The sequence below is a fragment of the Alcanivorax profundi genome (assembly GCF_003597125.1).
GTDB lineage: Bacteria > Pseudomonadota > Gammaproteobacteria > Pseudomonadales > Alcanivoracaceae > Alcanivorax > Alcanivorax profundi.
Window position 1 is genome coordinate 101,302 of record NZ_QYYA01000004.1, and the last position, 22,122, is coordinate 123,423.

The 22,122-nt window shown below is 59.3% G+C and carries 22 protein-coding genes; 10 read left to right on the forward strand and 12 right to left on the reverse strand.

Annotated features, from left to right (window positions below):
• Positions 1-7: 7 nt before the first annotated feature.
• From D4A39_RS13120 to D4A39_RS13135, 4 genes are all read right to left on the reverse strand, one after another.
• Positions 8-313 (reverse strand): hypothetical protein, encoded by a 306-nt coding sequence (locus tag D4A39_RS13120; protein ID WP_022986273.1) that lies wholly within the window; start codon positions 311-313, stop codon positions 8-10.
• A complete protein-coding gene (locus tag D4A39_RS13125; protein WP_031226859.1) occupies positions 310-711 on the reverse strand; it encodes an MmcQ/YjbR family DNA-binding protein in 402 nt (133 codons plus the stop codon). The genes D4A39_RS13120 and D4A39_RS13125 overlap by 4 nt, the downstream gene beginning before the upstream one ends.
• 112 nt (positions 712-823) lie before the next feature.
• Complete coding sequence (gene prfC, locus D4A39_RS13130; protein ID WP_102792121.1) at positions 824-2,404, reverse strand: peptide chain release factor 3; 1,581 nt, start codon at positions 2,402-2,404, stop codon at positions 824-826.
• Between the two features lie 69 nt (positions 2,405-2,473).
• Positions 2,474-2,809: a DUF2834 domain-containing protein gene (locus tag D4A39_RS13135; protein ID WP_022986270.1), complete on the reverse strand. Its 336-nt coding sequence runs from the start codon at positions 2,807-2,809 to the stop codon at positions 2,474-2,476.
• Positions 2,810-2,963: 154 nt separating this feature from the next.
• On the opposite strand from D4A39_RS13135, the gene D4A39_RS13140 reads away from it, so the two are divergent.
• Positions 2,964-3,380, forward strand: a complete 417-nt coding sequence (locus D4A39_RS13140) for a hypothetical protein (protein ID WP_022986269.1) — start codon at positions 2,964-2,966, stop codon at positions 3,378-3,380.
• 82 nt (positions 3,381-3,462) lie between these two features.
• Here D4A39_RS13140 and rimI read toward each other — a convergent pair whose 3' ends face one another.
• The 8 genes from rimI to D4A39_RS13180 form a co-directional block, all read right to left on the reverse strand.
• Positions 3,463-3,948: a ribosomal protein S18-alanine N-acetyltransferase gene (rimI, locus tag D4A39_RS13145; protein WP_022986268.1), complete on the reverse strand. Its 486-nt coding sequence runs from the start codon at positions 3,946-3,948 to the stop codon at positions 3,463-3,465.
• Complete coding sequence (locus tag D4A39_RS13150) at positions 3,935-4,681, reverse strand: hypothetical protein (RefSeq protein WP_119918327.1); 747 nt, start codon at positions 4,679-4,681, stop codon at positions 3,935-3,937. Before D4A39_RS13150 ends, rimI begins: the two co-directional genes overlap by 14 nt.
• 58 nt (positions 4,682-4,739) lie before the next feature.
• Positions 4,740-6,290 (reverse strand): 2-isopropylmalate synthase, encoded by a 1,551-nt coding sequence (locus D4A39_RS13155; RefSeq protein ID WP_022986266.1) that lies wholly within the window; start codon positions 6,288-6,290, stop codon positions 4,740-4,742.
• Between the two features lie 97 nt (positions 6,291-6,387).
• The gene (locus D4A39_RS13160) at positions 6,388-8,136 is read right to left on the reverse strand and encodes a DUF3592 domain-containing protein (protein WP_233552485.1); all 1,749 of its coding nucleotides are present in this window, start codon (positions 8,134-8,136) and stop codon (positions 6,388-6,390) included.
• Positions 8,102-8,707 carry a rhombosortase gene (gene rrtA, locus D4A39_RS13165; protein ID WP_035482493.1) on the reverse strand — a complete coding sequence of 202 codons (606 nt, stop codon included), beginning with the start codon at positions 8,705-8,707 and terminating at the stop codon, positions 8,102-8,104. The genes D4A39_RS13160 and rrtA overlap by 35 nt, the downstream gene beginning before the upstream one ends.
• A gap of 201 nt (positions 8,708-8,908) precedes the next feature.
• Positions 8,909-10,555 carry a chaperonin GroEL gene (gene groL / locus D4A39_RS13170; protein ID WP_119918329.1) on the reverse strand — a complete coding sequence of 549 codons (1,647 nt, stop codon included), beginning with the start codon at positions 10,553-10,555 and terminating at the stop codon, positions 8,909-8,911.
• A 92-nt stretch (positions 10,556-10,647) separates the two neighbouring features.
• On the reverse strand, positions 10,648-10,938 hold the full coding sequence (locus tag D4A39_RS13175; RefSeq protein WP_022986261.1) for a co-chaperone GroES: 291 nt from the start codon (positions 10,936-10,938) through the stop codon (positions 10,648-10,650).
• Positions 10,939-11,125: 187 nt separating this feature from the next.
• A complete protein-coding gene (locus D4A39_RS13180) occupies positions 11,126-11,827 on the reverse strand; it encodes a HugZ family pyridoxamine 5'-phosphate oxidase (RefSeq protein ID WP_022986260.1) in 702 nt (233 codons plus the stop codon).
• Between the two features lie 184 nt (positions 11,828-12,011).
• Here D4A39_RS13180 and D4A39_RS13185 point away from each other — a divergent pair, with 184 nt between their 5' ends.
• The 9 genes from D4A39_RS13185 to D4A39_RS13225 all read left to right on the forward strand — a co-directional run bounded on the left by D4A39_RS13185 (position 12,012) and on the right by D4A39_RS13225 (position 21,972).
• Complete coding sequence (locus D4A39_RS13185; RefSeq protein WP_022986259.1) at positions 12,012-12,773, forward strand: SDR family oxidoreductase; 762 nt, start codon at positions 12,012-12,014, stop codon at positions 12,771-12,773.
• 314 nt (positions 12,774-13,087) lie between these two features.
• Entirely contained in the window at positions 13,088-13,396 is a 309-nt protein-coding gene (locus D4A39_RS13190; RefSeq protein WP_022986258.1) for an MGMT family protein, read from the forward strand.
• A gap of 73 nt (positions 13,397-13,469) precedes the next feature.
• Positions 13,470-15,014: an AmpG family muropeptide MFS transporter gene (locus tag D4A39_RS13195; protein WP_022986257.1), complete on the forward strand. Its 1,545-nt coding sequence runs from the start codon at positions 13,470-13,472 to the stop codon at positions 15,012-15,014.
• A 95-nt stretch (positions 15,015-15,109) separates the two neighbouring features.
• Entirely contained in the window at positions 15,110-16,060 is a 951-nt protein-coding gene (locus D4A39_RS13200; RefSeq protein ID WP_022986256.1) for a GGDEF domain-containing response regulator, read from the forward strand.
• Positions 16,061-16,091: 31 nt separating this feature from the next.
• Positions 16,092-16,970, forward strand: a complete 879-nt coding sequence (locus D4A39_RS13205; RefSeq protein ID WP_119918331.1) for a ketopantoate reductase family protein — start codon at positions 16,092-16,094, stop codon at positions 16,968-16,970.
• A gap of 127 nt (positions 16,971-17,097) precedes the next feature.
• Positions 17,098-19,002: a TonB-dependent receptor plug domain-containing protein gene (locus tag D4A39_RS13210; protein WP_119918333.1), complete on the forward strand. Its 1,905-nt coding sequence runs from the start codon at positions 17,098-17,100 to the stop codon at positions 19,000-19,002.
• A gap of 211 nt (positions 19,003-19,213) precedes the next feature.
• Positions 19,214-19,771: a cob(I)yrinic acid a,c-diamide adenosyltransferase gene (locus D4A39_RS13215; protein WP_022986253.1), complete on the forward strand. Its 558-nt coding sequence runs from the start codon at positions 19,214-19,216 to the stop codon at positions 19,769-19,771.
• Positions 19,772-19,948: 177 nt separating this feature from the next.
• Entirely contained in the window at positions 19,949-21,301 is a 1,353-nt protein-coding gene (locus tag D4A39_RS13220) for an ATP-binding protein (RefSeq protein ID WP_119918335.1), read from the forward strand.
• Positions 21,298-21,972, forward strand: coding sequence for a response regulator (locus D4A39_RS13225; protein WP_022986251.1), 675 nt, complete (start codon positions 21,298-21,300; stop codon positions 21,970-21,972). Before D4A39_RS13220 ends, D4A39_RS13225 begins: the two co-directional genes overlap by 4 nt.
• The last annotated feature ends 150 nt before the right edge of the window (positions 21,973-22,122 follow it).

Below are 22,122 nucleotides of genomic sequence, written 5' to 3' on the forward strand. Positions count from 1 at the left end.
ACTGAGACTATTCGGAAACCGCCTCGTTTTTTGGGGGCCTCTGCTGGAACCAATACAACCCACTGACCGCGCCATTCACAAGCCAGGCGGCAGCGATCAGGCCACCCGTCATCGGCCAGTGCCACGCCAGCGGGAGGCGCTCGGTACCGGGAATCGCGAGCAGGAACATCGCGGTTTCCATGGCGGCCAGCAATAGCGGGGCGATGATGCGCGCCAGATAATGCAACTCGATACCCAGCCAGCGCAGCATGGCGGCGGCCATCGTCAGCCCCAGCCAGATCACAATCAGTCCACCAATGATGACCGCCATCATGCGTCCTCTCCATTCTGCACGCCATACAAGGCGTCGCGGCCATGCCGTACTTCCATGCCTTCCCGGACCTTTTTGGTCAGGCCTTTCACCACCAGCGCATAGGAGTGATCTATCATTCTTTCGATCTCGCCCACCGGGATAGAACCGTCCAGCCTGACGGTGTTCCAGTGCTTCTTGTTCATGTGATAACCCGGCAACACCGCTGCAAAAATATCACGCAGTGCCAGCGCCTGGTCCGGGTCGCACTTGAGGTTCATGCGCCCTTCTCCCTGCTCTTCACCCAGGGTGGCAAACATCTTGCCCCGCACCTTCATCACCGCCACATCAGGCCCGAAAGGATAGTCTTCCATCGCTTCGGGCTTGCCGAGGAGATATTGGCGAGCGGTATCAACGTCCATGTCCACCTCGTTCAATGCAGGTTCCATTGCCCGACCCGTAGTAAAACGGCCATGTTTAGCAGGGTCAGGTTCTTCGGTTTTCGCTGTTAACTGTTAACTGTTAACTGCCTTCTCAGATTTCCCGCGTCTCACGGAACAAGATATCCGGATGCCGCTCTTGCGCCAGCTGCAGGTTGACCCGGGTCGGGGCCAGATAGGTCAGGTGGCCGGCACCGTCACGGGCCAGATTATCATGGGCCTTGCGTTCAAACGCAGCCATCTCTCGCTCACTGTCCGCTTCCACCCAACGGGCGGTGGCCACACTCACCGGCTCATAGCGACAGTCAACACCGTACTCCCCTTTCAGACGGGCGGCGACCACATCAAACTGCAGTGTTCCCACCGCTCCCAGAATCACGTCGTTATTGCGCAGCGGGAAGAACACCTGGGTCGCGCCTTCTTCGGCCAGCTGGGTAAGCCCCTTATGCAGCTGCTTGCTTTTGAGCGGATCATTGAGCACCACGCGCTGAAACAGCTCCGGTGCGAAGTGGGGAATCCCGGTGAAGTTCAGATCTTCGCCTTCAGTGAAGGTGTCGCCAATCTGGATCGTGCCGTGGTTATGCAGGCCAATGATGTCACCGGAAAACGCCTCTTCCACATTGTCACGCTCGCCCGCCAGAAAGGTCAGCGCATCGGCAATACGTACATCTTTACCCGTGCGCACCTGCTTGAGCTTGATGCCCTTTTTGTACTTGCCGGAACAGATGCGCATAAAGGCCACCCGGTCTCGGTGCTTGGGGTCCATGTTCGCCTGAATCTTGAACACGAAACCGGTCATTTTCTCTTCGGCAGCCTCTACCGTCCGGGAGGTCGCATCCCGGGGCTGGGGCGGCGGCGCCCATTCCACCAGGCCATCGAGCATATGGTCGACACCGAAGTTACCCAGTGCAGTACCAAAAAAGACCGGTGTCAGTTTGCCTGCCAGGAAGCGTTCCAGATCGAATTCGTGGCTGGCGCCCTGCACCAGCTCAAGGGTATCGCGCAGCTCTTCGGCGTAATCAGCGCCTACTGCAGCATCCAGCTCGGGATTGTTCAGTCCCTGGATCTCGCGCACGTCCTGCACGGTGTGGCCCTGCCCGGTTTTGTACAACACCGTGGTGTCGCGCAGCAGGTTGTAGACCCCCTTGAAACTTTTGCCCATGCCGATGGGCCAGGTGATCGGCGCGCACTCGATATTGAGCACGTCCTCGATTTCATCCAGCACCTCGATACCGTCACGGACATCCCGGTCGAGCTTGTTGATAAAGGTAAGAATCGGCGTATCCCGCAAACGACAGACTTCCATCAGTTTGACGGTTCGCTCTTCTACCCCCTTGGCGGCATCGATCACCATCAAGGCGGAATCCACGGCGGTAAGGGTTCGGTAGGTATCTTCCGAGAAGTCGGCGTGCCCGGGGGTATCCAGCAGGTTGACGGTGGCGCCCTTGTAAGGGAACTGCATGACCGAGGTCGTCACGGAAATGCCCCGCTCCTTCTCCATCTCCATCCAGTCAGAGGTGGCGTGCTTGCCGGACTTCTTGCCCTTCACGGTACCTGCGCTCTGGATCAGGTTTCCGTACAGCAGCAGTTTTTCGGTAATGGTGGTCTTACCGGCGTCCGGGTGCGAAATGATCGCGAAGGTGCGGCGCTTGGCCACCTGGTCTTGCAGGCTCATGAAGCGGGTCTCTGACTGGCAATTTCGAGGGCGCGAGTATAGCAGCCTTGCGCCCCTGTCGCAGCGCGATCAGACGATGCCTGAGCCTTTCAGCTGACGCTGGCGCATCAGCAGGTACAGCGCGAAACCCACCGCCACACCGGGCACGATCCCCAGTACAAGGGCCAGCCAGCCCCCGCGAATCTGGTAGCGCTGGCGCTCAAACAGCACCCAGATGGCCAGAATCACCCAGCAAAGGATCACATCCGTGGCATAGCCAGCCGCAAAGGGATTCACGAAGCCGGCAGCAAAAGCCCCAATGATATCCGGGTTCTCCAGCAAGGGCGGGCCCGCCAGCACCAGAAGTGCGCCACAAAAGATCAGGGCCACCATGATCAACAGGCGGCGAAAAAGCGTTTCAGACACGCGTATTCTCCCTTGGATCCATCCAGTCAGTGCTGCCATGGTTGGCAATTTGTGACAGCCTGTCCAGCTTTTACGCTTTTCCGGTGCTACCGGATTGGGACTCCTCGCAGGCAGTGCTAGAGTGAGACTTTCATTTTGCTGATGGACCCCTGCCATGAACCTTGTTGCCCGACTTTCCTGCCTGCTTTCCCTGGCGTTGCTGCTCGCTGCCTGCAGCCAGACTCCAGACACCGGCGAAGCCCGCAAGGTACTGGAAGCAGAACTGGAAAACGCCCACCTTGCCGAGCTGCTGGAGATTGCCTCGCTGGAAAAGCACAACGGCTACGAAGATGGCAACGGCCTCTACACCATTGAGGTGAGCTACGAACTGGAAGCTCGGGAGAGTCTCTCGGACTATGCCAACCAGGTGAAAGCTGACGAAAGCCTGTCAGGCATGGACCGCTTCGCCATGATCATGGCACTCAGCGCCCTGCGGGTGGAGTATGGCAATTTTCAGGCAGGCGATACCTTTGAGGAAAAACGTGTACTGACCTTCCGGGAAACCGAAAAGGGCTGGAAAGTGGTGGAATAAAGACAACGGCGAGTTTCGAGTTTCGAAAACCAAATGCCACGGGTATTGCTTTTCGCCACTCGTTACTCGTCTCTTGCAACTGTCATTTATGCCCGCCTCCCAGCAGACATTGCATCAACACCGCATGCTCATGACCATCCCCCTTGCGGTAGTAGTTCTTGCGGATCCCCGTTATCTCGAAACCCAGCGAACGATACAGCGCCTGGGCGCTGACGTTGCTTTCGCGCACCTCCAGGTACATCACCGTCATGGCATCACTGCAGGCAGCATCCATAGCCTGTACCAGCAACCGCCGGGCAATGCCGCGCCGTAGCCAACGCGGGGCAACCACGATGTTGAGTACATGGGTTTCATCGAGAATACGCGACAGGATCAGAAACGCGACCAGCTCATCGCCGATCGTCACGACCTGACACAAATAGTTGGCATTATCCAGGCAGTCCCGGAAGTGGCTGCGGCTCCAGGGGGTAAGCTGGCTGGCCTCTTCAATGGCCAGCACCGCGTCCAGGTCGTCCCGTTCCATGGCGCGGATGACCTCCGGCCCGAGGGGAAGCTCAGGTGCCGTCAAATCCGTGTTCCTGCATCGCTTGCCAGCTGGCTTTCTTGTGCGTGGCGGGATCTTCCAGCATTTCGCTGAGCGAACTCACTACCAGAGCCTTGCGCCCACCCAGATCAAAAGCCTGGTAGCGCGGTTGCGAAAACAGCGCCTGATTGAGCGACTCGGGTAACAGCATCAGCACACGACTCCCCCCTGCTTGCGCCGAAAGCCCGGCAATAAAAGCCGCCAGCGCCTGGGCCGCTTCATCCGCCTGCATGGGCTGATCGGTCAGCGGGCAGTAAAAACGACGGGGACGGCCGGGGCGCCCCTGGAACAGGGCCAGTAAACTGGCCATCAAGGGAGCCTCAAACCGTCCGAGCCCGGGCGCCTGACTATCTTCCTGGGCACACAGCAACCAGGTGTCTGTGCCCTGATGGGCTTCCAGCGTGAACGTGAGCCCCTTGCCGTGAACAGGGACCGGTTTCTGGGGCGCAGGGGCGTCAGCGGTTGCCGCCACCGCTTTCGGTTTGGGGGCCTCTTGAAGGGAATCCTTCAAGGACACCGCAGGCGTCGGGGGCTGGTGCGCAGGGGCCGGGTCCACCGGATCAGACGATGCCGGCGTTGCCGCAGGGGGCGCAGAATCTTCGGTCTCGTCTTCCCACTCCAGCCACGGACTCGGCGCGGCGCCGGGTAGTGGCGCACGGGCCACCCAAGGCGTCAGCCCCAGGGCCTGCAAGTAACTTTGCCGGTAAGCTTCATTCATGGGGCGATTCCTCGGTGCTGACACCGTTGACGCACCCCCACTATCACGCCAGGGACATTCATACGCCGTCCGCGGCTTGAGGGTGAGCACGCTCGAGACCCGCGGCAAAATGATTCAGGGCATTCAGGTAGGCCTTGGCGGACGCGGTGATGATATCGGTGTCGGCACCATGACCGTTCACGATACGCCCTCCTTTTTCAAGACGCACGGTCACCTCACCCTGGCTGTCGGTTCCGGCGGTGATGGCGTTGACCGAGTACAGCTGCAGGGTACTGTGGCTTTGCGCCATGGATTCGATGGCCTTGAAGGCCGCGTCTACGGGGCCAGCTCCAGTGGCCGTGGCCATGGTTTCCTGGCCGGCGATGTTCAGCACTACACGTGCTTCCGGAGTTTCACCGGTACGCGCCGTCGCCTCCAGCAGCACCAGCTTGTAATGCTCTTCTTCTGCTGCCTTTTTGGTATCGCTGACCAATGCCTGCAGGTCCTCGTCGAAGACTTCGTGTTTCTTGTCTGCGAGATCCTTGAAACGCTGGAAGGCTTCGTTCATGGCCGCTTCGGAGGCAAAGCTGATACCCAGCTCGTCCAGGCGCGCCCGGAACGCGGCACGGCCGGAATGCTTGCCCAGCACCATGCGGTTGGTGTGCCAACCCACGTCCTCAGCCGACATGATTTCGTAGGTTTCGCGGTGTTTGAGTACGCCATCCTGGTGAATACCCGATTCATGGGCAAAGGCATTGGCGCCAACGATGGCCTTGTTGGGCTGCACCGGAAAACCGGTAATCTGGGACACCATTTTGGAGGTCGGCACGATCTCGCGGGCATTGATACCCGTGTCCACGTTGAACAGATCCTGACGGGTGCGCACCGCCATCACAATCTCTTCCAGAGAGGCGTTGCCCGCCCGCTCCCCGAGGCCGTTGATGGTGCATTCCACCTGACGCGCACCGGCCTGGACCGCAGCCAGGGAATTGGCTACCGCCAGCCCCAGGTCGTTGTGACAATGCACAGAGAAAATTGCCTTGTCCGCATTCGGAATACGGGTGAGCAACTGCGCAATGGTGTCACCAAACTGTTCCGGAATCGCGTAACCCACGGTGTCCGGGATATTGATGGTGCGGGCCCCGGCGTCAATCACTGCTTCGATGATACGGCACAGAAAATCGATTTCCGAACGGCCGGCATCCTCACAGGAGAATTCCACATCGGCCATATGGTTGCGCGCATGTTTCACCGCGGCTACCGCATGTTCAATGACCTGATCCGGCGCCAACCGCAGCTTGTGCTGCATGTGGATCGGGCTGGTGGCAATGAAAGTATGAATCCGCCCGGACTCGGCCCCGGCCAGCGCTTCGGCTGCGCGGTCGATGTCGGCTTCCTTGGCCCGCGCCAGGGAGCAGATAGTGGACTCGCGAATGGTATCGGCAATGGCCTTGACCGAATGAAAGTCACCCTGACTGGCAATCGCGAAACCGGCCTCGATGACATCCACCTTCATGCGTTCCAGCGCTTTGGCAATGCGCAGCTTTTCGTCCTGGTCCATGGTAGCACCAGGGCTCTGCTCTCCGTCACGGAGGGTAGTATCAAACACGATCAGGCGATCTTTGCTCATGGTGGTCTCTCGCACAATAAAGGTCGGCCACGCGGAAGCGTTGCAACTTGCTGCTGGCCCAAGCCAGGCGTCTGTGGCGTCAGTAATGGTGTTTAGTCTACACCAGTCGCAGGGCTCTCAACACGGCTTCGCGCAGGGCCTCCGCAACCTCGCGCCCCTTGATACCCTCAGCCAACCGCAGGGTCTTGCCGTCTACCTGGGCCTGCAGACTCAGATACTCCGTCTTGCGTCCTTCGCTGGTGCTGCTCATGCCGGCATGAAGGCTGATCTGCTCTGCCCGGAGCAACCGTCCCTCTCGGCGATAGAGGGGCAGGCCCAGCCAGCGACGAACGATTTTCACCTCACTGCCCCGGACCCACACCTGGAGGCTGCGCCCCAGCGTAAAGAGCGTGCTAAACACAATCAGATAGCCGATCAGCGCAAATATGCCCCCCATAAAGTAAAGCATGATCCCCTCCGACGCCGCCGCCACGAGCAGGCCAGTGCCCACACCGGCAAAAATGCCGCCAAAGACCAGCAAACCCAGCTTCATGGGGAGATGGCGCCAGGCCCGACTTTCCAGATACAAACCCTGCCCGGTCTGTTCCACCCGAATCTGCTCATTGGCAGACTGCAGTGCCTGTAATTCGCGGTCCCGTTCGTCAGCGTCCACATGGGCTTCCGGCAACTGGTAACGGCTGGAACTACTGCCCGCCGCTACCGGTATTTCCCAGCTACGTTTGAGCTCGCGCCCCTCCACATCCCCTTCAATGGCCACTCGCCAGCGAATCCAGTCCTGCCTGCCGGTCACACTGCGCTCGCGATCACGGGTCACTGGTTGATCGGCAGGCACATCAAAACAGAACTGAATATCAGTGCCGTGCTGGGCAGGCCGACACCAGGCCCGCTGACGGGTCTGCCAAAGCACGTCCTCACGGGTCTTGCGATCCTTGCCCGAACCGCTGTAGTAACAACGCACGCAACTCAGCCAGATGGTCAACGCTGCCTGGTCGGGAAGGGCACGCCCCAGATGCACTTGCCCGCCAACCTGACCACCAGCGTGGCCCGGCTCGGGGTCCAGCACCAGAGGCGTTGGCCCGAAGTGACGGAAGTTCTGGCGCATTTTCCAACCGGCCAACGCAATCCCGCCCCCCACCATGGGGAACAACAACACCAGCACAATGGCATAATCCCCGCGGCTGACCTCTTTCCAGATTTGCAGGTACGCAGGGGAAGGCAACAGGATGAAAATGGCGCCGAAGCCGATCATCAGCCAATGACCGGATTTTTCCCGGCTGCCATAGCGGCCAGTGGCCTGAGTCTGTGCTTTTTCTTTCACGCCACGACGCATCAAAAAAATGATACCGCCACCGACCAGCGCAAAAACGCCGCCAAACGTCAGACCGAACAGCAGCGAGCTCCAGCGAAAGGAGCGATCCAGGTAGGCCTGTGCCGGATCAGACGGATTCACCCAGGCCATTACCGTACGATTGCGCGAGCGGGCATGATTAAGCTGGCCCGATAGGGTTTGCCAATAATCATCGAAGTTGTCGTAGCCACTGTACTGGCTGATCCTGGTACTGGTGTAAGTACGCCCCAGATAACGATAGCGGTAGGATCCGCTCACTGAATAGGTCGTAGAGCCGTCAGAGCGACTGGTGAGCAGCTCACTGCTTAACACCGTAGCAGGCACCCGTTCCCAGAACCCTGATTGCAGGTAGCGAACCCCGGGCAACACCGCCACATAAACCATCACTGCCAGCCCGGCGAAAAGGAAAATCCCGCCGAACAGATAGCCCCCTATTCCCCCCCGTTGGGACGTCTGACTACTATCACTGTCGTTGTTGTTCTTTTTGTCTGGCAACACACGCTTTTCCCCATAGCAGCCCCCACAACATCAGACCGGACACGGCCCCATAGAGATGGGCATTGACATACACACTGCCATCAATCCAGTTGTGCAGATAATTGATGTCATAGCCCGGGTTATGCTCGCTGAACAAACGCCCGGCAATGATCAACAGAACCAAAGAATGCAACCACGGATTGCCCCGCCAGCCCAGCAACAGGCACAGCACCAACAAGCCGTGAAGAATACCGGACAAGCCGACGTAATAACGCAGCTGGCTATCCAGGCCATACAGAGCCAAACCTGCCACAAGGCTGCAGAACCCCAGCCAGCTCCAGAAACGCCAGCGGTCCAGCAAGTCCGCAAAAAACACACCGCACAAGAGCAACCCGGCCAGATTCAACAGCAAGTGCCAGACATTCAAGTGCACCAGATGGCAGGTCACAATCCGCCACACCTGGCCCTGCTCTATCGCAGCACGATCAAATTCCAGCCAGGGGTTCGCCCACTCATGCCCCACACCCAGCACCGCCAGCACCGCCATAAAGGCGACGAATTGGGGACGAAGTTTTGTGTCTCTGGGTTGCATGGGGAGTCCGGCAAAACGTGAAGGGACATTAAGCCACAAGCGACAAGCGACTCGCTACAACACGAGCCTTGATCGTTGCCACACGGCAGACGTTCCAGCCGCGCCACCAACGATCGCTTCGCGCCTGTGAGCTGCCCTTAAAAGCAAAAGCCCCGCACGAAGCGGGGCCTTTGTTTTTAAGGGGTCGAATGACCGGCTGATTTACATCATGCCGCCCATGCCGCCCATACCACCCATGCCGCCCATATCCGGGGCGCCGGCCCCGGCGTTTTCTTCCGGCTTGTCAGCCACCATGGCTTCGGTGGTGATCATCAGGCCAGCGATGGAAGCCGCTGCCTGCAGCGCGGTACGGGTTACCTTGGCGGGATCCAGGATACCCATTTCCAACATGTCACCGTACTCGCCGGTGGCGGCATTGTAGCCATAGTTGCCAGAACCGTTGCGCACTTCCTGAACGATCACGGATGCTTCCGCACCGGCGTTGAAAGCGATTTGACGCAGCGGCGCTTGCAGGGCTCGAATCGCAATGGCGATACCGGCATTCTGCTCTTCGTTTTCACCCTCGATGTCACCCATGTTGGCCAGAGCGCGCACCAGAGCCACACCACCGCCGGGTACCACACCTTCTTCCACCGCAGCACGGGTCGCGTGCAGGGCGTCGTCAACGCGGGCTTTCTTCTCTTTCATTTCCACTTCGGTGGCAGCACCGATCTTGATCACGGCAACACCGCCGGCCAGCTTGGCCACGCGCTCTTGCAGTTTTTCCTTGTCGTAATCAGAGGAAGAGTTTTCCACTTCGCGACGGATCTGCTCAACGCGGGCATCGATGTCCGCCTGCTGACCTGCGCCATCAACAATGGTGGTGTTTTCCTTGTCGATGTTCACTTTCTTGGCAGTACCCAGGTCTTCAAGGGAAACGTTTTCCAGGCTCAGACCCACTTCTTCGCTGATCACGGTGCCACCGGTCAGGATAGCGATATCCTGCAGCATGGCCTTGCGACGATCACCGAAGCCCGGCGCCTTCACCGCCGCACACTTGATGATGCCACGCATGTTGTTCACTACCAGGGTCGCCAGCGCTTCGCCTTCGATATCTTCGGCGATGATCATCAGTGGCTTGCCCTGCTTGGCCACGTTTTCGAGAACCGGCAGCAGTTCGCGAATGTTGGAGATTTTCTTGTCAACCAACAGGATGTACGGGGACTCCAGTTCAACCTGCATTTTTTCCTGGTTGTTGATGAAGTAAGGGCTCAGGTAGCCGCGATCGAACTGCATACCTTCTACCACTTCCAGTTCGTTTTGCAGGGACTGGCCTTCTTCAACGGTGATCACACCTTCCTGACCTACTTTTTCCATGGCCTGGGCAATGATTTCGCCTACAGACTTGTCCGAGTTGGCAGAAATGGTGCCGACCTGCTCGATGCTCTTGGTGCTGTCACAGGGAGTGGACAGCTTCTTCAGCTCACCGACAACCGCGTCTACCGCCTTGTCGATACCACGCTTGAGGTCCATCGGGTTCATGCCTGCGGCAACAGACTTGAGGCCTTCGTTGACGATGGCCTGGGCCAGTACGGTGGCAGTGGTGGTACCGTCGCCGGCTTCGTCGTTCGCCTTGGACGCCACTTCCTTCACCATCTGGGCACCCATGTTTTCGAACTTGTCTTCCAGCTCGATTTCCTTGGCCACGGACACACCATCTTTGGTGATGGTGGGCGCGCCGAAGGATTTTTCCAGCACCACGTTACGACCTTTCGGGCCGAGGGTAACTTTTACAGCGTCAGCCAGAATGTTGACCCCTTTGGCCATACGGGCACGGGCGTCATCACGAAACAGTACTTCTTTAGCCATTGTTCTTTACCTCTGCGAAATCTTTTCCATCCCCGATAACGGGGGACTGTAGTGTTCTTGATCCTGTGGTACCGGGCATCAGCGCCCAGCCCTTAGCCTTCGATGACGGCCAGAATCTCGGATTCGCTCATGATCAGCAGCTCTTCGCCTTCCACCTTCACGGTGTTACCGGCGTACTGACCGAAGATCACCTTGTCACCCTTCTTCACGTCCAGCGGACGTACGTCACCGTTGTCGGCGATCTTGCCATTACCGGCGGCGATCACCTCACCACGGGACGGCTTCTCGGTGGCAGAACCGGGCAGCACAATACCGCCAGCGGACTTGGTTTCTTCTTCTTCACGGCGAACCAGCACGCGATCATGCAAAGGACGGATGTTCATTTTCCTTAAACTCCCAGTTTAGTTCTGATGACATCCAAGCCAACGACAGGGCCGGCTTGGCAGTCCGAATTAGCACTCTAACGAGTCGAGTGCCAATCATAGTAATGATGACAGTACAGTCAACAGGAAACAGGCGCTTGCTGCTGACTGTCTGCAGGGCAGAGGAATGGGGGTTGGGGGTCGGCTTTCAAGGGCGCGCGAGGAAAAAATCTTCCGGTCGTGTACGCGCCAGCATCACCAGGGTTTCACGGACCTGCCCGGCATCCTCCGCCCGGGCAGGAAAGGGTAGGCGGCGCAGGCGCTCCTGATGCCACAGCCAGGCCCCCCAGGGATCAATGGCCAACATCCTTGCGCCCTCTCCCGGCTGGCCCAACAGGCTGAGATAATGATCCACGGCGTCGCTGTGATCATCATTCATATGCCCGACCATGGCCTGCTCCCGGGCCAGGTCCCAGCCCCATGGCTGGGCAACCGCATCGCAATTGAGCCACTCGGCACGTGCAAAGCCCGGGATCCAGCGTGCTTTTTCCGGACGCAAGGCATAGAAGCGAAAGTCCAGCGCCAGGTAGTCGCGGGCATGGGGGAAAATCTGCAAGTAGCGCTCCCCCTGCTCTGCCGGGATCAGCACCAACTCCCCCGTGACAGATAACCGCGTCGCCGCCTGCCAGTCACTATGTTGCTGCTCGACCCACATCAGCGAAACGGCCGCGTTCTGGCGAATATTGGCGGTATGCTCCGCCAAGTCACTGAGCAGCACAATCAAGCGTCCTTCCTGGTCCGGCACCGTATTGACCGCCGTGCTTAGCGGATGCAGCCCGGCATCCACCGTGGCCAGTGCCGCATGGCTATGCTGATACATGAACGACTGGGCGTCGGCTTCCAATTGCATGCTTTCCTCTCCTTGTCTCGGCTGCCGCACCACCTTCCTGGCGTGCTGTTTTGATAATAGCAGCGATTGGCAGCCCTGCCGCTTTCCCGGTTTTCCAGCCCCACTGAGCAATCCGGTCATTGGTCTTGCCCGAGGCCACTCCCATAATCGCCCTCAACGTGAACCGACAGTCTAAGGAATCACCATGGATCTGAACCAGAAAGTCATTGTTGTCACCGGTGCCGGCCGCGGTCTGGGCCGTGGTATTGCCAGCTACTTCGCCAGCAAGGGCGCCCGCATCGCCTGTGTGGACCTGAACCAGGAAGACCTGGACGCCACCGTGGCAGCCTGTGAAGCCGCTGGCGGCGAAGCCCGTGCCTACATTGCCAACGTGGCAAAGGAAGAAGAAGTTGAAACCCTGTTCAACAACGTGGGTAATGACTTTGGTGCCCTGCACGGTCTGGTCAACAACGCGGGCATCACCCGTGACGGTCTGCTGGTGAAGTACAAGGACGGCGAAGTGGTTGGCAAGATGAGCCTGCAACAGTGGCAGGCCGTGATCGACGTCAACCTGACGGGTGTTTTCCTGTGTGGTCGTGAAGCCGCAGCCAAAATGCTGGAACTGGGTACCGAGGAAGGCGTGATCGTGAACATCTCCTCGCTGGCCCGACACGGCAGCTTCGGCCAGAGCAACTACTCTGCCGCCAAATCCGCCGTTGCAGCCATGGCTGAAGTCTGGGCAAAAGAACTGGCCCGCTACAACATCCGTACCGGTGCCGTTGCCCCGGGCACCATCAACACTGACATGCTGGCCGCCATGAAGCCGGAAGCCCGTGATCGTCTGGTACAAGCGGTCCCCCTGCGTCGCCTGGGTGAAGCCGAGCATATTGCCCGCTCCGTGGCCTTCATCTTCGAAACCGACTACTTCACCGGTCGCTGCATCGATATGGACGGCGGGCTGCGTTAAGCCGCTGGCACGCGTCACGCAGGCAACACGCTAAAAGCCGCGTTCTGAAAGGAGCGCGGCTTTTTTGGGTTGATCGCGGGTTTCAGCGAAAAGCCCGATTTAATCCTCCCCCCTTTCCGTAGGAGCGTCGCTCGCGGCGCGATTCCAAGACCAGGATCAAAACCTGTCTCACCACAGAGATCACAGAGCGCAGCGAAGGAACGCCCGAAGGGTGAGCGGAGCGAATAACCGACGCTCCAGCCCCTCCCCGCTAATACGCAATGAACCGTATGTTTTCTCTTGCAGCTTGCTGCTTGTGGCTTGAAGCTTTCCCCATGAACAATGAATTCCGAGACGCCGTCTACCAGATTGTCGCCGCCATCCCGGCCGGCCGGGTCAGCAGTTATGGCGCTGTGGCCAGACAGGCCGGCTTTCCCCGCCATGCCCGCTTTGTTGGGCGATTGATGAGCCAATTGCCCAGCGACTCGCGCCTGCCCTGGCACCGGGTACTGCGCGGTGATGGCCGCATTGCCCTGGCCGGCACACCTGCAGGGGAGAGACAGATCCAGCGCTTGCTGGACGAGAAAGTGGCAGTAACGGGCGGCAAGGTCCCCAATCGCTTTTTTGTCACCTGGAACGATTGAACCCGCATCGCTCCCCGCTGACAAAGTGTCTATGATGATCCCTTCGCCCACTGGAAGAGCCCGTTAATCTGACATGCCATCACAAGCCTCCAGCTGGCAGGATTCCCTGAAAGCCTTCCTGCATCCCCGTGTTGTCACCATGTTCTTCTACGGGTTCTCGGCAGGAATTCCCTTACTGCTGATCTTTTCGTCCCTGTCGTTATGGCTGCGCGAAGCCGGTGTGGATCGCTCCACCGTGACGTACTTCAGCTGGGCCGCGCTTGCCTACTCCTTCAAGTTCCTGTGGGCACCGCTGATTGACCGCTTGCCGGTCCCCGGCCTCACCCAATGGCTGGGGCGCCGGCGGGCCTGGCTGCTGATCGCGCAGCTTACCGTTGCCCTGTCGATTTTTGGCATCTCCCTGGTAGACCCCACCCAACCCGGGGCATTGAACCTGATGGCATTCGCCGTGGTGATGCTCGGGTTCACTGCTGCCACCCAGGACATCGTGATTGATGCATACCGCATCGAATCCGCCGGCGCCGAGATGCAGGCATTGATGTCGTCGTCCTATATCGCCGGGTACCGGATCGGCATGCTCACCTCCGGCGCGGGATCACTGGTGCTGGCCAGCGTGCTGGGCTCCACCAGCGAGGCTTATAGCTACGCCGCCTGGCAGACCACCTATGGCGTCATGGCCCTGACCATGCTGGTAGGCGCAGTCACCACCCTGATCATTCGCGAGCCGGCCAACCCCCGCCCGTCACCGTATCAATACAGCAGCGGCCAGTACCTGAAGTTTCTGAGCATTTTCGTCGCGGGCATCCTCGCCTTTGTCGCTACCTATGTGCTCACCCGCGGCATCTCAGCCAATGCCCGGGAGGCCCTGGAACTGGTGCTGAACAACGGCGCCCTGGCCGGTCTGGCAGTAGAAAGCCTGCGCCTGGCAGTCGCCATAGGGGTGGTGTTCGTGGTGATTCGTCTACTCGGGCTGACCCCGCTCTACGAAAAGCAACTGGTGCACGAGAGCTACGTTGAACCGGTACTCGATTTCTTCCAGCGATACGGCTCCCGCCTTGCATTGCTCCTGCTGGTATTTGTGGGGTTTTACCGGGTATCCGACATTGTGCTGGGGGTGATTTCCAATGTCTTTTTTGAAGATATCGGTTTTACCAAAACCGAAATCGCAGCGGTGGTGAAAACCTTCGGCCTGTTCATGACCATTGCCGGGGGCTTTCTGGGCGGTTTGCTGGCAATGCGCCACGGCGTGATCAAGGTATTGTACCTGGGCGCCGTTCTGACCGTGGCGACCAACCTGCTGTTTCTGTGGCTAGCCTATGCTGGCCATGACATCCGAATTCTGTATGCGGTCATTTCCGCGGACAATCTGACCGCCGGGCTGGCCAGCGCCGCCTTTGTGGCATTCCTCTCACAACTCACCAATGTCTCCTTTACCGCCGTGCAGTACGCCATTTTCAGCTCACTGATGACGCTGCTGCCGAAAACCATCGGCGGCTATTCCGGTAGTATGGTGGACAACCTGGGCTACCCGGGCTTTTTCATACTGGCCAGCCTGATGGGGGTGCCAGTGCTGGGACTGATCTACCTGATTCAGCGCCACCCCACCTTCCGGAACTGAGTCGCGGCGACGATCCCAACAGGGTCACAGTATAATTTTCAATCAATTCACAAACCGGCTATAGTTGACGTTTACAAAAAACAACAAGAACGCCAATGAACGTGTCGGAAATGGATATTCTGGTGGTAGACGATGCTCGTTTTTCAGCAGCCGTCGTCAATCGCACCCTGGCCGCCGCGGGTTATACCCGTATTCGTCATGCCCATAGCGCCCAGGACGCTCTTGGCCAGCTCGCCGGGCAGCCCGCAGACCTGGTTGTGGCAGACTGGCTGATGCCCGGCATGGACGGTCTGGAACTCACCCGCCGCATTCGCCAGAGCGACGAAGCCAACAATCGTTATACCTATGTGCTACTGCTCACCGCCCGTGAAGGGGTGGACGCCCTCCAACAGGCATTTGATCAGGGCGTAGACGACTTTGTCTCCAAATCCGCCATGACCGAACAACTGCAGCACCGGGTCATGGCCGCCGACCGGATTATCCAGCGCCATAACCGCGTGCAAACCGACTACCAGCGTATGCTGTCGTTCAATCGGCAGCTCAAACGTCAGGCTCTGCTTGATCCGCTCACCGGTTTCGGCAACCGCCAGGACGGCCTTCGCGCACTCAACAGCACCATCAAGCAGGCAGAGAAACGCAGTGGCGCGGCCTGCCTGATCCTGCTGCGCGTGGAAGGCTACGAATCGTTGCTACGTGAGCGCGGTCAAAAGGTCATGCAACAGGGAGTACTCGCCTTCAGTCGTCGCCTCCGTCAGGCGGTACGGCCGCTGGATCATCTATGTCGCCTGCAACCCGACCTCTTTGCCCTGGTCACCTGGCAACCCCATCTGGATAACTGCGACCCCTCTGGTTTCCGTCGTCTGTATGAAAATCTGAACCATCGTGCCTACCAGACCGCCGCCGGTTTTATCAGCCTGCAGGTCAGCATGGCCCTCACCGCCACCGAGGGCGGGACCAGTGCCGAGCAGATGTTCGACCAGGCCAGTGCCGAACTGGACCAGTCCCTGTCCGGCAAACGGATCGTGGCCGTCTCTGCCAGCGCCTGACTTTCACTGGTCGCTGGCATACCATGCGGCCATGACATCCTCTCTCCCACACTGGTTTTTGCTGGGCGCTGGCAATATGGGCACCCTGGCCGCCTGGTACCTGACCCGGGCCGGTCATGGCGTCACTGTCGTCCGCTCCGGCGCGTCCTCAGACCTGAAAAAACAACTCCATCGCGCCGGTAACCCGGAGCTTGCCCTGCAACTGCCCACCCTAGCCCCTGAAGCTATTACAGGCCCTGTGAGGCATTTGCTGGTGGCGGTTAAAACCCCCTACACGCGATCCTCGTTAAGCCCCTTGTTGCCCTGGATAAACGAGGAGACACAGGTGCTGCGACTGCAAAACGGGCTGGGAGCCCTGGATGAGCTGTTACCTTCCGGGCAGGTGGTAGAAGCCGTCTCCACCAGTGCCGTCAAGGGCCAGCATCCCGACCATGAGATCATTGCCGAAAACACCACCTGGATGGGGGGCAACGGCCCACAACCCGACTGGTTTGCCAGCCTGACCCCGCACTGGCCAGATCTTCAATGGTGTGACGATATCCGCGAACCGCAGTGGAAAAAGCTGGTGGCCAACGCAGTCATCAACCCGCTCACCGCGCTCCACGATGTGCCCAATGGCCATATTGTCAGCGACCCAGCCCTGCGAGACGCTGCTACACGCCTTTGCCAGGAAGCGGATCGGGTACTGCAAGCCCTGAACCCGGACTGGCCGGGGCATTCCCTGGACAATGTGCTAGCCGTCGCGCAAGCCACGGCGGGCAACACCTCCTCCATGCGGGCTGATCGACAGCGTGGCGCGCCTACCGAGATCGAAGCCATCAATGGCTGGCTGGTAACACAAGCCAACAGGCTTGGCATCGCCGTGCCGGCACACTTGGCGATCATTGCGTCACTCACGCGCGGCCAGTGACGACGGTCACCCGACCCAGGTTTTTTACCCTGCTACTTTTTACCCTTCTGCACTGGCATTGAGCCGCGTTTTTCGCCATCGTAGCCAGCATTGTTCGCCTACTTCTGTCATCTGTCGTGGAATCCCGATGCAGCGTTCTCTTGTTGTGGCTGTCAGCCTGCTTGCTTCTGGTCAACTTCTGGCCGCCAATGAACTCCAGACCGTCAAGGTCAGTGGTGCCACCAGCACCAGTCTGGCGCGGGAATTGCCTGTTGGCGCAGTGATCCTCGACCGTCACACCCTCAACAGCCTGCCTGCCAGCGACCTGAGTGAGATCCTCGACACGGTGGGCGGCCTGCAAGCCAGCCAGCTGTACGGCATCAATGGCAGCGGCGCCAGCCTGGACTTGCTGGGCTTTGGCGCTACCGGCAACCAGAACACCCTGATTCTGCTCAACGGCCGGCGCCTCAGCGGCATCGATCTTGGCTCGCCAAACCTGACCGGCATCCCTCTTGCGGCCATTGAGCGTATCGAAATCCTTCCCGGCGCCGGTGCCGCCCTGTACGGCAATGGCGCTACAGGTGGCACCATCAACATCGTCACCCGGCAGCGATACGAACAAAGCGCCGGACTGGAAGTGAGCAGTGGCAGCTATAACGCACTGGGAGGACAGTTCCATGCCACCGGGAAACGCGACAGAATCAGTGGCGCACTGGCCTCTCAAAGCCTGATCAGCGACGGCTATCGGGACAATAACGACACCCGCAATCACAGTGTCTTCGGCGATTTGCGTTATCAGGGAGAGGGCTTCCAAGCCTACTTTACCGCCACCGGTGAACAACAATCATTGGGGCTCCCCGGTGGCCGTACCATCGATGCGAGCCAGAACCAATTCCGCGACGACCCGCAAGGCACCAGCACCCCCCTGGATGAAGCCGAGCAGGACAACTACTGGCTGATGCCGGGAATCCGTATTGCCCTGGGGGACCAGAGCGCCCTGACCCTGGATGTCAGCCGTCGACGCCAACACCAGGATTTCGACTATGTCTCCAGCAGCAGCTTCGGTGACACCCGGGTAGACAGTTACAGTGTCACCCCCAAGCTGGAAGGCCAGAGCGCCACCGGCAGCGCAGTGCATAACTGGACCCTGGGTGTCGATCTTTATGAATATGACTACCGCAGCATTACCAGCTTCGGAAACCGGGATCTGGAACAGTCCCAGCGTGCCTGGTATATCCACGACCTGATCAGCCTCACCCCGAAATTTTCCATCAGTGCCGGTGCCCGCAAGCTGGACAGCACACTCAGCGGTGAAGGGGCCAACAAGGACCAGGACGGCGAGATGTATGAAGGCGGCCTGCGATACACCTTCACCGGCAATCTGGCCCTGTTCGCCGGCGCGCAGCGCAGCGTGCGCATTGCCAACCTGGATGAACTGTCGCCCTTCAACCCGCCAGTGGATCCCCAAACCGGCAAAACCTATACCGTCGGCGCCAGCTGGTCTCAGGGATTCCAGTATTCGACCCTGACCCTGTGGCGCAGCGAGATCGACAATGAAATCCTGTTTGACCCGGCCACGTTCACCAATCGCAACCTGGACGACCCCACCGTCCACAAAGGCATCAGCATCAATTCCCGCTGGCAGGTCGACAAGGACCTGACGTTCACCGCCAACGCCAGTGCCCAACAGGCCCGTTTTGATGGTGGCCAATACAGTGGCAACGATGTCCCGCTGGTGCCCGAGCACACGATGGCGCTGATCGCCGACTGGCAAGCGCTGCGCTGGCTGTCTGCGCAGCTCAGCCACCGCTATGTGGGCGACCGTCATTACGACGGCGATCTGGCCAACCAGTACACGAAACTGGAACACTATCGCACCACGGACCTGCAGCTGACCGCCCGCTACCGCGGACTTTACCTGCGCGCCGGCGCCTACAACCTCGAGAACCATCAGGTCGCGGATTACGGGAACTACAACGCCACAACCAACAGCGCCACCCTGTATCCCTTGCCGGAGCGCCATTACCGTATCGCGGTCGGGTTCGAACTTTAAGGACAGCCTCAAGCTCCAAGCTACAAGCGGCAACGCGAAATAAGCTCATCGCAACGTAAACGCCCTGCCCGCGGGCTTAGAAATTGTGCACGGGCGCGGCGTCCAAGGTTCCAGCCCCTGGCTTTCCCGTGTTGCAGCTTGTAGCGTGAAGCTTGCGGCTCCATCGCTTGCAGGCAAGCTCCCACATCGAGCCCCAGGAAAGGATGCTTGTATGACTGAAAAAACCCGTATCAATCGCGTCATTACCCGAACCGGCGACAAAGGCGATACCGGACTCGCGGACGGTTCCCGCGTCAGCAAGGCACACCCGCGCATTCATGCTCTGGGCGAACTGGACGAACTCAACAGTGCCCTTGGGGTACTCCGTGCGCGCTCACTGGATGCCGACCTGGACAGGGCGCTCGATGGCATTCAGCAACGGTTGTTTGATATCGGTGGAGAACTGGCCGTGCCCGGACGCGCTGTGATTGATGACCACGACCTGGTGGAAGTGGAGTCCCAGGCCGACATGATCAATGCCGAACTCCCGCCCCTGAAGGAGTTTGTCCTGCCAGGTGGCCATCCCGATGCGGCCTGGTGTCACCACTGCCGCACCGTCGCCCGACGGGTCGAGCGCGTCCTGGTTTCCCTGCATGATACCGATGAGGATGCCGTAAACCCGGTGAGTCAGGCACTGGTCAACCGCCTCTCCGATCTTTTGTTTGTCATGGCACGGCTGATCAACCTGCGGCACGAACATCCCGAAACCCTGTGGCAACCGAAGGGATAGGGACGAGTTGGAAGGCTTTTCCGTTCTTCTGAAAACCGGGAACGAATTTGGTTTTTCTATCCAATCGAGCATAGCTCGTCGCTATGCTCCGCTCGCTTTATGAAAACATTGTGCAAATGCTCCCCCGCCCACAGCGGCGCGGTACACTGGGTGTTCCAAAACCGTTGAACTGTCGCCATGGGCATTCGCAACAAGTTGTTCCTGATTTTTCTTGGCACCTTTCTGGTCCTGATCCTGGCGGCCAGTGGGTTTTATTACCTGTCATTTGTCCGCAGCCTCAACACTTACCTGGACGAACGTCAGCAGGAACAGGTGGAACGTCTCGCCGAGCACCTTGGCTCCCTGTACCAACAAACCGGCAGCTGGAATTTTCTGCTCGAAGAACCCCGCCGCCTGAAACGTCTGTATCGCCTGGCGGGTGACGAAGACCGTCACCGCGGCAAAAATGATGATCACCGCCACTTGCAGCTGCTCGATACCGACAAAGAGCTGTTAATGGGCCCGCCTGCCCCACCACGACTCCGGGTAGAAGTTCCGATTCTGGCAAACAATCAACTGGCCGGCTATCTCACCTACCCCAATCAGGAGGCCATTCGTGACAAGCTGGACGACCGCTTTCTGGAGCGCCAACTGCGGTTTGTCTTGTGGATGCTCGCGGAGGGTGTCGTACTCTCGCTGTTGGTCTCCTGGTTGCTGGCCCGTCACCTGGTCGCCCCGATTCTGGCCCTGACCCACCACACCCGTGCCCTGCAGGAAGGCGATTACAGCGGCCGCCTGAACAGCCCACGGCGCGACGAACTGGGCCGTCTGGGGCACCAGCTCGACCAGCTGTCCCTGCGCCTTGAGCAAGGGCAGCAAGCCCGCCAGCGCTGGTTCTCTGACATTGCCCACGAGCTGCGCACCCCGCTGGCCATTCTGCAAGGGGAACTGGAAGCCCTCAGCGACGGCATTCGCCCACTGACGCTCGATGCCATCAAGGCGCTGGAAACCGAAACGCGACAGCTCACCCATCTGGTGAATGATCTCCACGACCTGGCGCTGGCAGATGGCGGCAACCTGCGCTACCAGCTGGTTGAGGAAGATCTGGCGCAACTGACTCACGACGTGCTGGACAGCTATCGCCACCTGTTCGACCAGAAGCAATTCATCGTCGACCGCTGGCTACCGGAGTCCGCCTGGCTATTGATGGACCCGGTACGCATTCGCCAGCTGCTGGATAACCTGCTGCAGAACAGCCTCAAATACACCCACGACGGTGGTCAACTGCGTGTCAGCCTGGATTGCACCGGCAAACAGTGGACCCTGGTTCTGGAAGACAGCGCCCCCGGCGTCCCGGACGCCTCCCTTCCCCATCTGTTTGATCACCTCTACCGGGTCGAAAGCTCGCGCAACCGACGCACTGGCGGGGCCGGGCTGGGGCTGGCCATCTGCCAGCGTATTGCCGAAGCCCACGGTGGCAGTATCCGCGCTGAACACAGCCCCCTGGGCGGTGTACGCATTACCCTGACCCTGCCGGGAGAGTCCGTATGAGCCGTATCCTGATCGTGGAAGACGAACCTCGCCTGTCCCAGCTGGTGGCCGACTACCTGCAACACGCCCGCTACGACACCGAGCAGACCGACAGTGCTCAAACCGCCATGGCACTGGCACGGGACGGTGGCTTTGATGCCATTCTGCTTGATCTGATGCTGCCCGATGGCGATGGCATGGACGTGTGCAAATCCATCCGCCAGCACAGCCAGGTTCCCATCCTGATGATTACCGCACGGGTGGATGAAGTGGACCGGCTGCTGGGACTGGAATTGGGTGCCGACGACTATATCTGCAAACCCTTCAGCCCCCGTGAGGTAGTAGCCCGGGTGAAAGCCGTGCTGCGCCGCGCCAACCCGCAACCGGCAGAAGAAGCACAACCCGCACTGGTGCTGGATGACGACCGTTTTGAAGCGCGCATTGCCGGCCAGTCCATCGCCCTTACCGCCATCGAATTTGCATTGCTCAACACCCTGGCACGCCACCCCGGCCGTATCTGGTCCCGGGACCAGTTGATGGATGAAATCTACAATGATCATCGCGTGGTATCCGACCGCACCATCGACAGCCACATCCGCAAACTGCGCCGTAAACTCAGTGACGGCAGCCCGGATGCCCACGACTGGATCGGCAGTGTTTACGGCGTCGGCTACCGGCTGGAAACGCCTTGAGTGAAAAGTTTAATTTTCAAAGTTGAAAAGCGCCATCTGGGGCCTTCCTGAAATGGAACGCTGTTCCCCGCGCCATTACTGGGACACGCAGGCACAGCGGCTCACAACCTGCTGCCCTGATCCGCGTTTAAACTTTCAACTGCTCTTCCA

Bases quoted from the DNA above. Each gene is read 5' to 3' on its own strand.
- D4A39_RS13120 (WP_022986273.1), bottom strand. From the start codon at position 313: ATGATGGCGGTCATCATTGGTGGACTGATTGTGATCTGGCTGGGGCTG.
- D4A39_RS13125 (WP_031226859.1), bottom strand. From the start codon at position 711: ATGGACGTTGATACCGCTCGCCAATATCTCCTCGGCAAGCCCGAAGCG.
- prfC (WP_102792121.1), bottom strand. From the start codon at position 2,404: ATGAGCCTGCAAGACCAGGTGGCCAAGCGCCGCACCTTCGCGATCATT.
- D4A39_RS13140 (WP_022986269.1), top strand. From the start codon at position 2,964: ATGAACCTTGTTGCCCGACTTTCCTGCCTGCTTTCCCTGGCGTTGCTG.
- D4A39_RS13150 (WP_119918327.1), bottom strand. From the start codon at position 4,681: ATGAATGAAGCTTACCGGCAAAGTTACTTGCAGGCCCTGGGGCTGACG.
- D4A39_RS13155 (WP_022986266.1), bottom strand. From the start codon at position 6,290: ATGAGCAAAGATCGCCTGATCGTGTTTGATACTACCCTCCGTGACGGA.
- rrtA (WP_035482493.1), bottom strand. From the start codon at position 8,707: ATGCAACCCAGAGACACAAAACTTCGTCCCCAATTCGTCGCCTTTATG.
- groL (WP_119918329.1), bottom strand. From the start codon at position 10,555: ATGGCTAAAGAAGTACTGTTTCGTGATGACGCCCGTGCCCGTATGGCC.
- D4A39_RS13175 (WP_022986261.1), bottom strand. From the start codon at position 10,938: ATGAACATCCGTCCTTTGCATGATCGCGTGCTGGTTCGCCGTGAAGAA.
- D4A39_RS13180 (WP_022986260.1), bottom strand. From the start codon at position 11,827: ATGCAATTGGAAGCCGACGCCCAGTCGTTCATGTATCAGCATAGCCAT.
- D4A39_RS13185 (WP_022986259.1), top strand. From the start codon at position 12,012: ATGGATCTGAACCAGAAAGTCATTGTTGTCACCGGTGCCGGCCGCGGT.
- D4A39_RS13190 (WP_022986258.1), top strand. From the start codon at position 13,088: ATGAACAATGAATTCCGAGACGCCGTCTACCAGATTGTCGCCGCCATC.
- D4A39_RS13195 (WP_022986257.1), top strand. From the start codon at position 13,470: ATGCCATCACAAGCCTCCAGCTGGCAGGATTCCCTGAAAGCCTTCCTG.
- D4A39_RS13200 (WP_022986256.1), top strand. From the start codon at position 15,110: ATGAACGTGTCGGAAATGGATATTCTGGTGGTAGACGATGCTCGTTTT.
- D4A39_RS13205 (WP_119918331.1), top strand. From the start codon at position 16,092: ATGACATCCTCTCTCCCACACTGGTTTTTGCTGGGCGCTGGCAATATG.
- D4A39_RS13210 (WP_119918333.1), top strand. From the start codon at position 17,098: ATGCAGCGTTCTCTTGTTGTGGCTGTCAGCCTGCTTGCTTCTGGTCAA.
- D4A39_RS13215 (WP_022986253.1), top strand. From the start codon at position 19,214: ATGACTGAAAAAACCCGTATCAATCGCGTCATTACCCGAACCGGCGAC.
- D4A39_RS13220 (WP_119918335.1), top strand. From the start codon at position 19,949: ATGGGCATTCGCAACAAGTTGTTCCTGATTTTTCTTGGCACCTTTCTG.
- D4A39_RS13225 (WP_022986251.1), top strand. From the start codon at position 21,298: ATGAGCCGTATCCTGATCGTGGAAGACGAACCTCGCCTGTCCCAGCTG.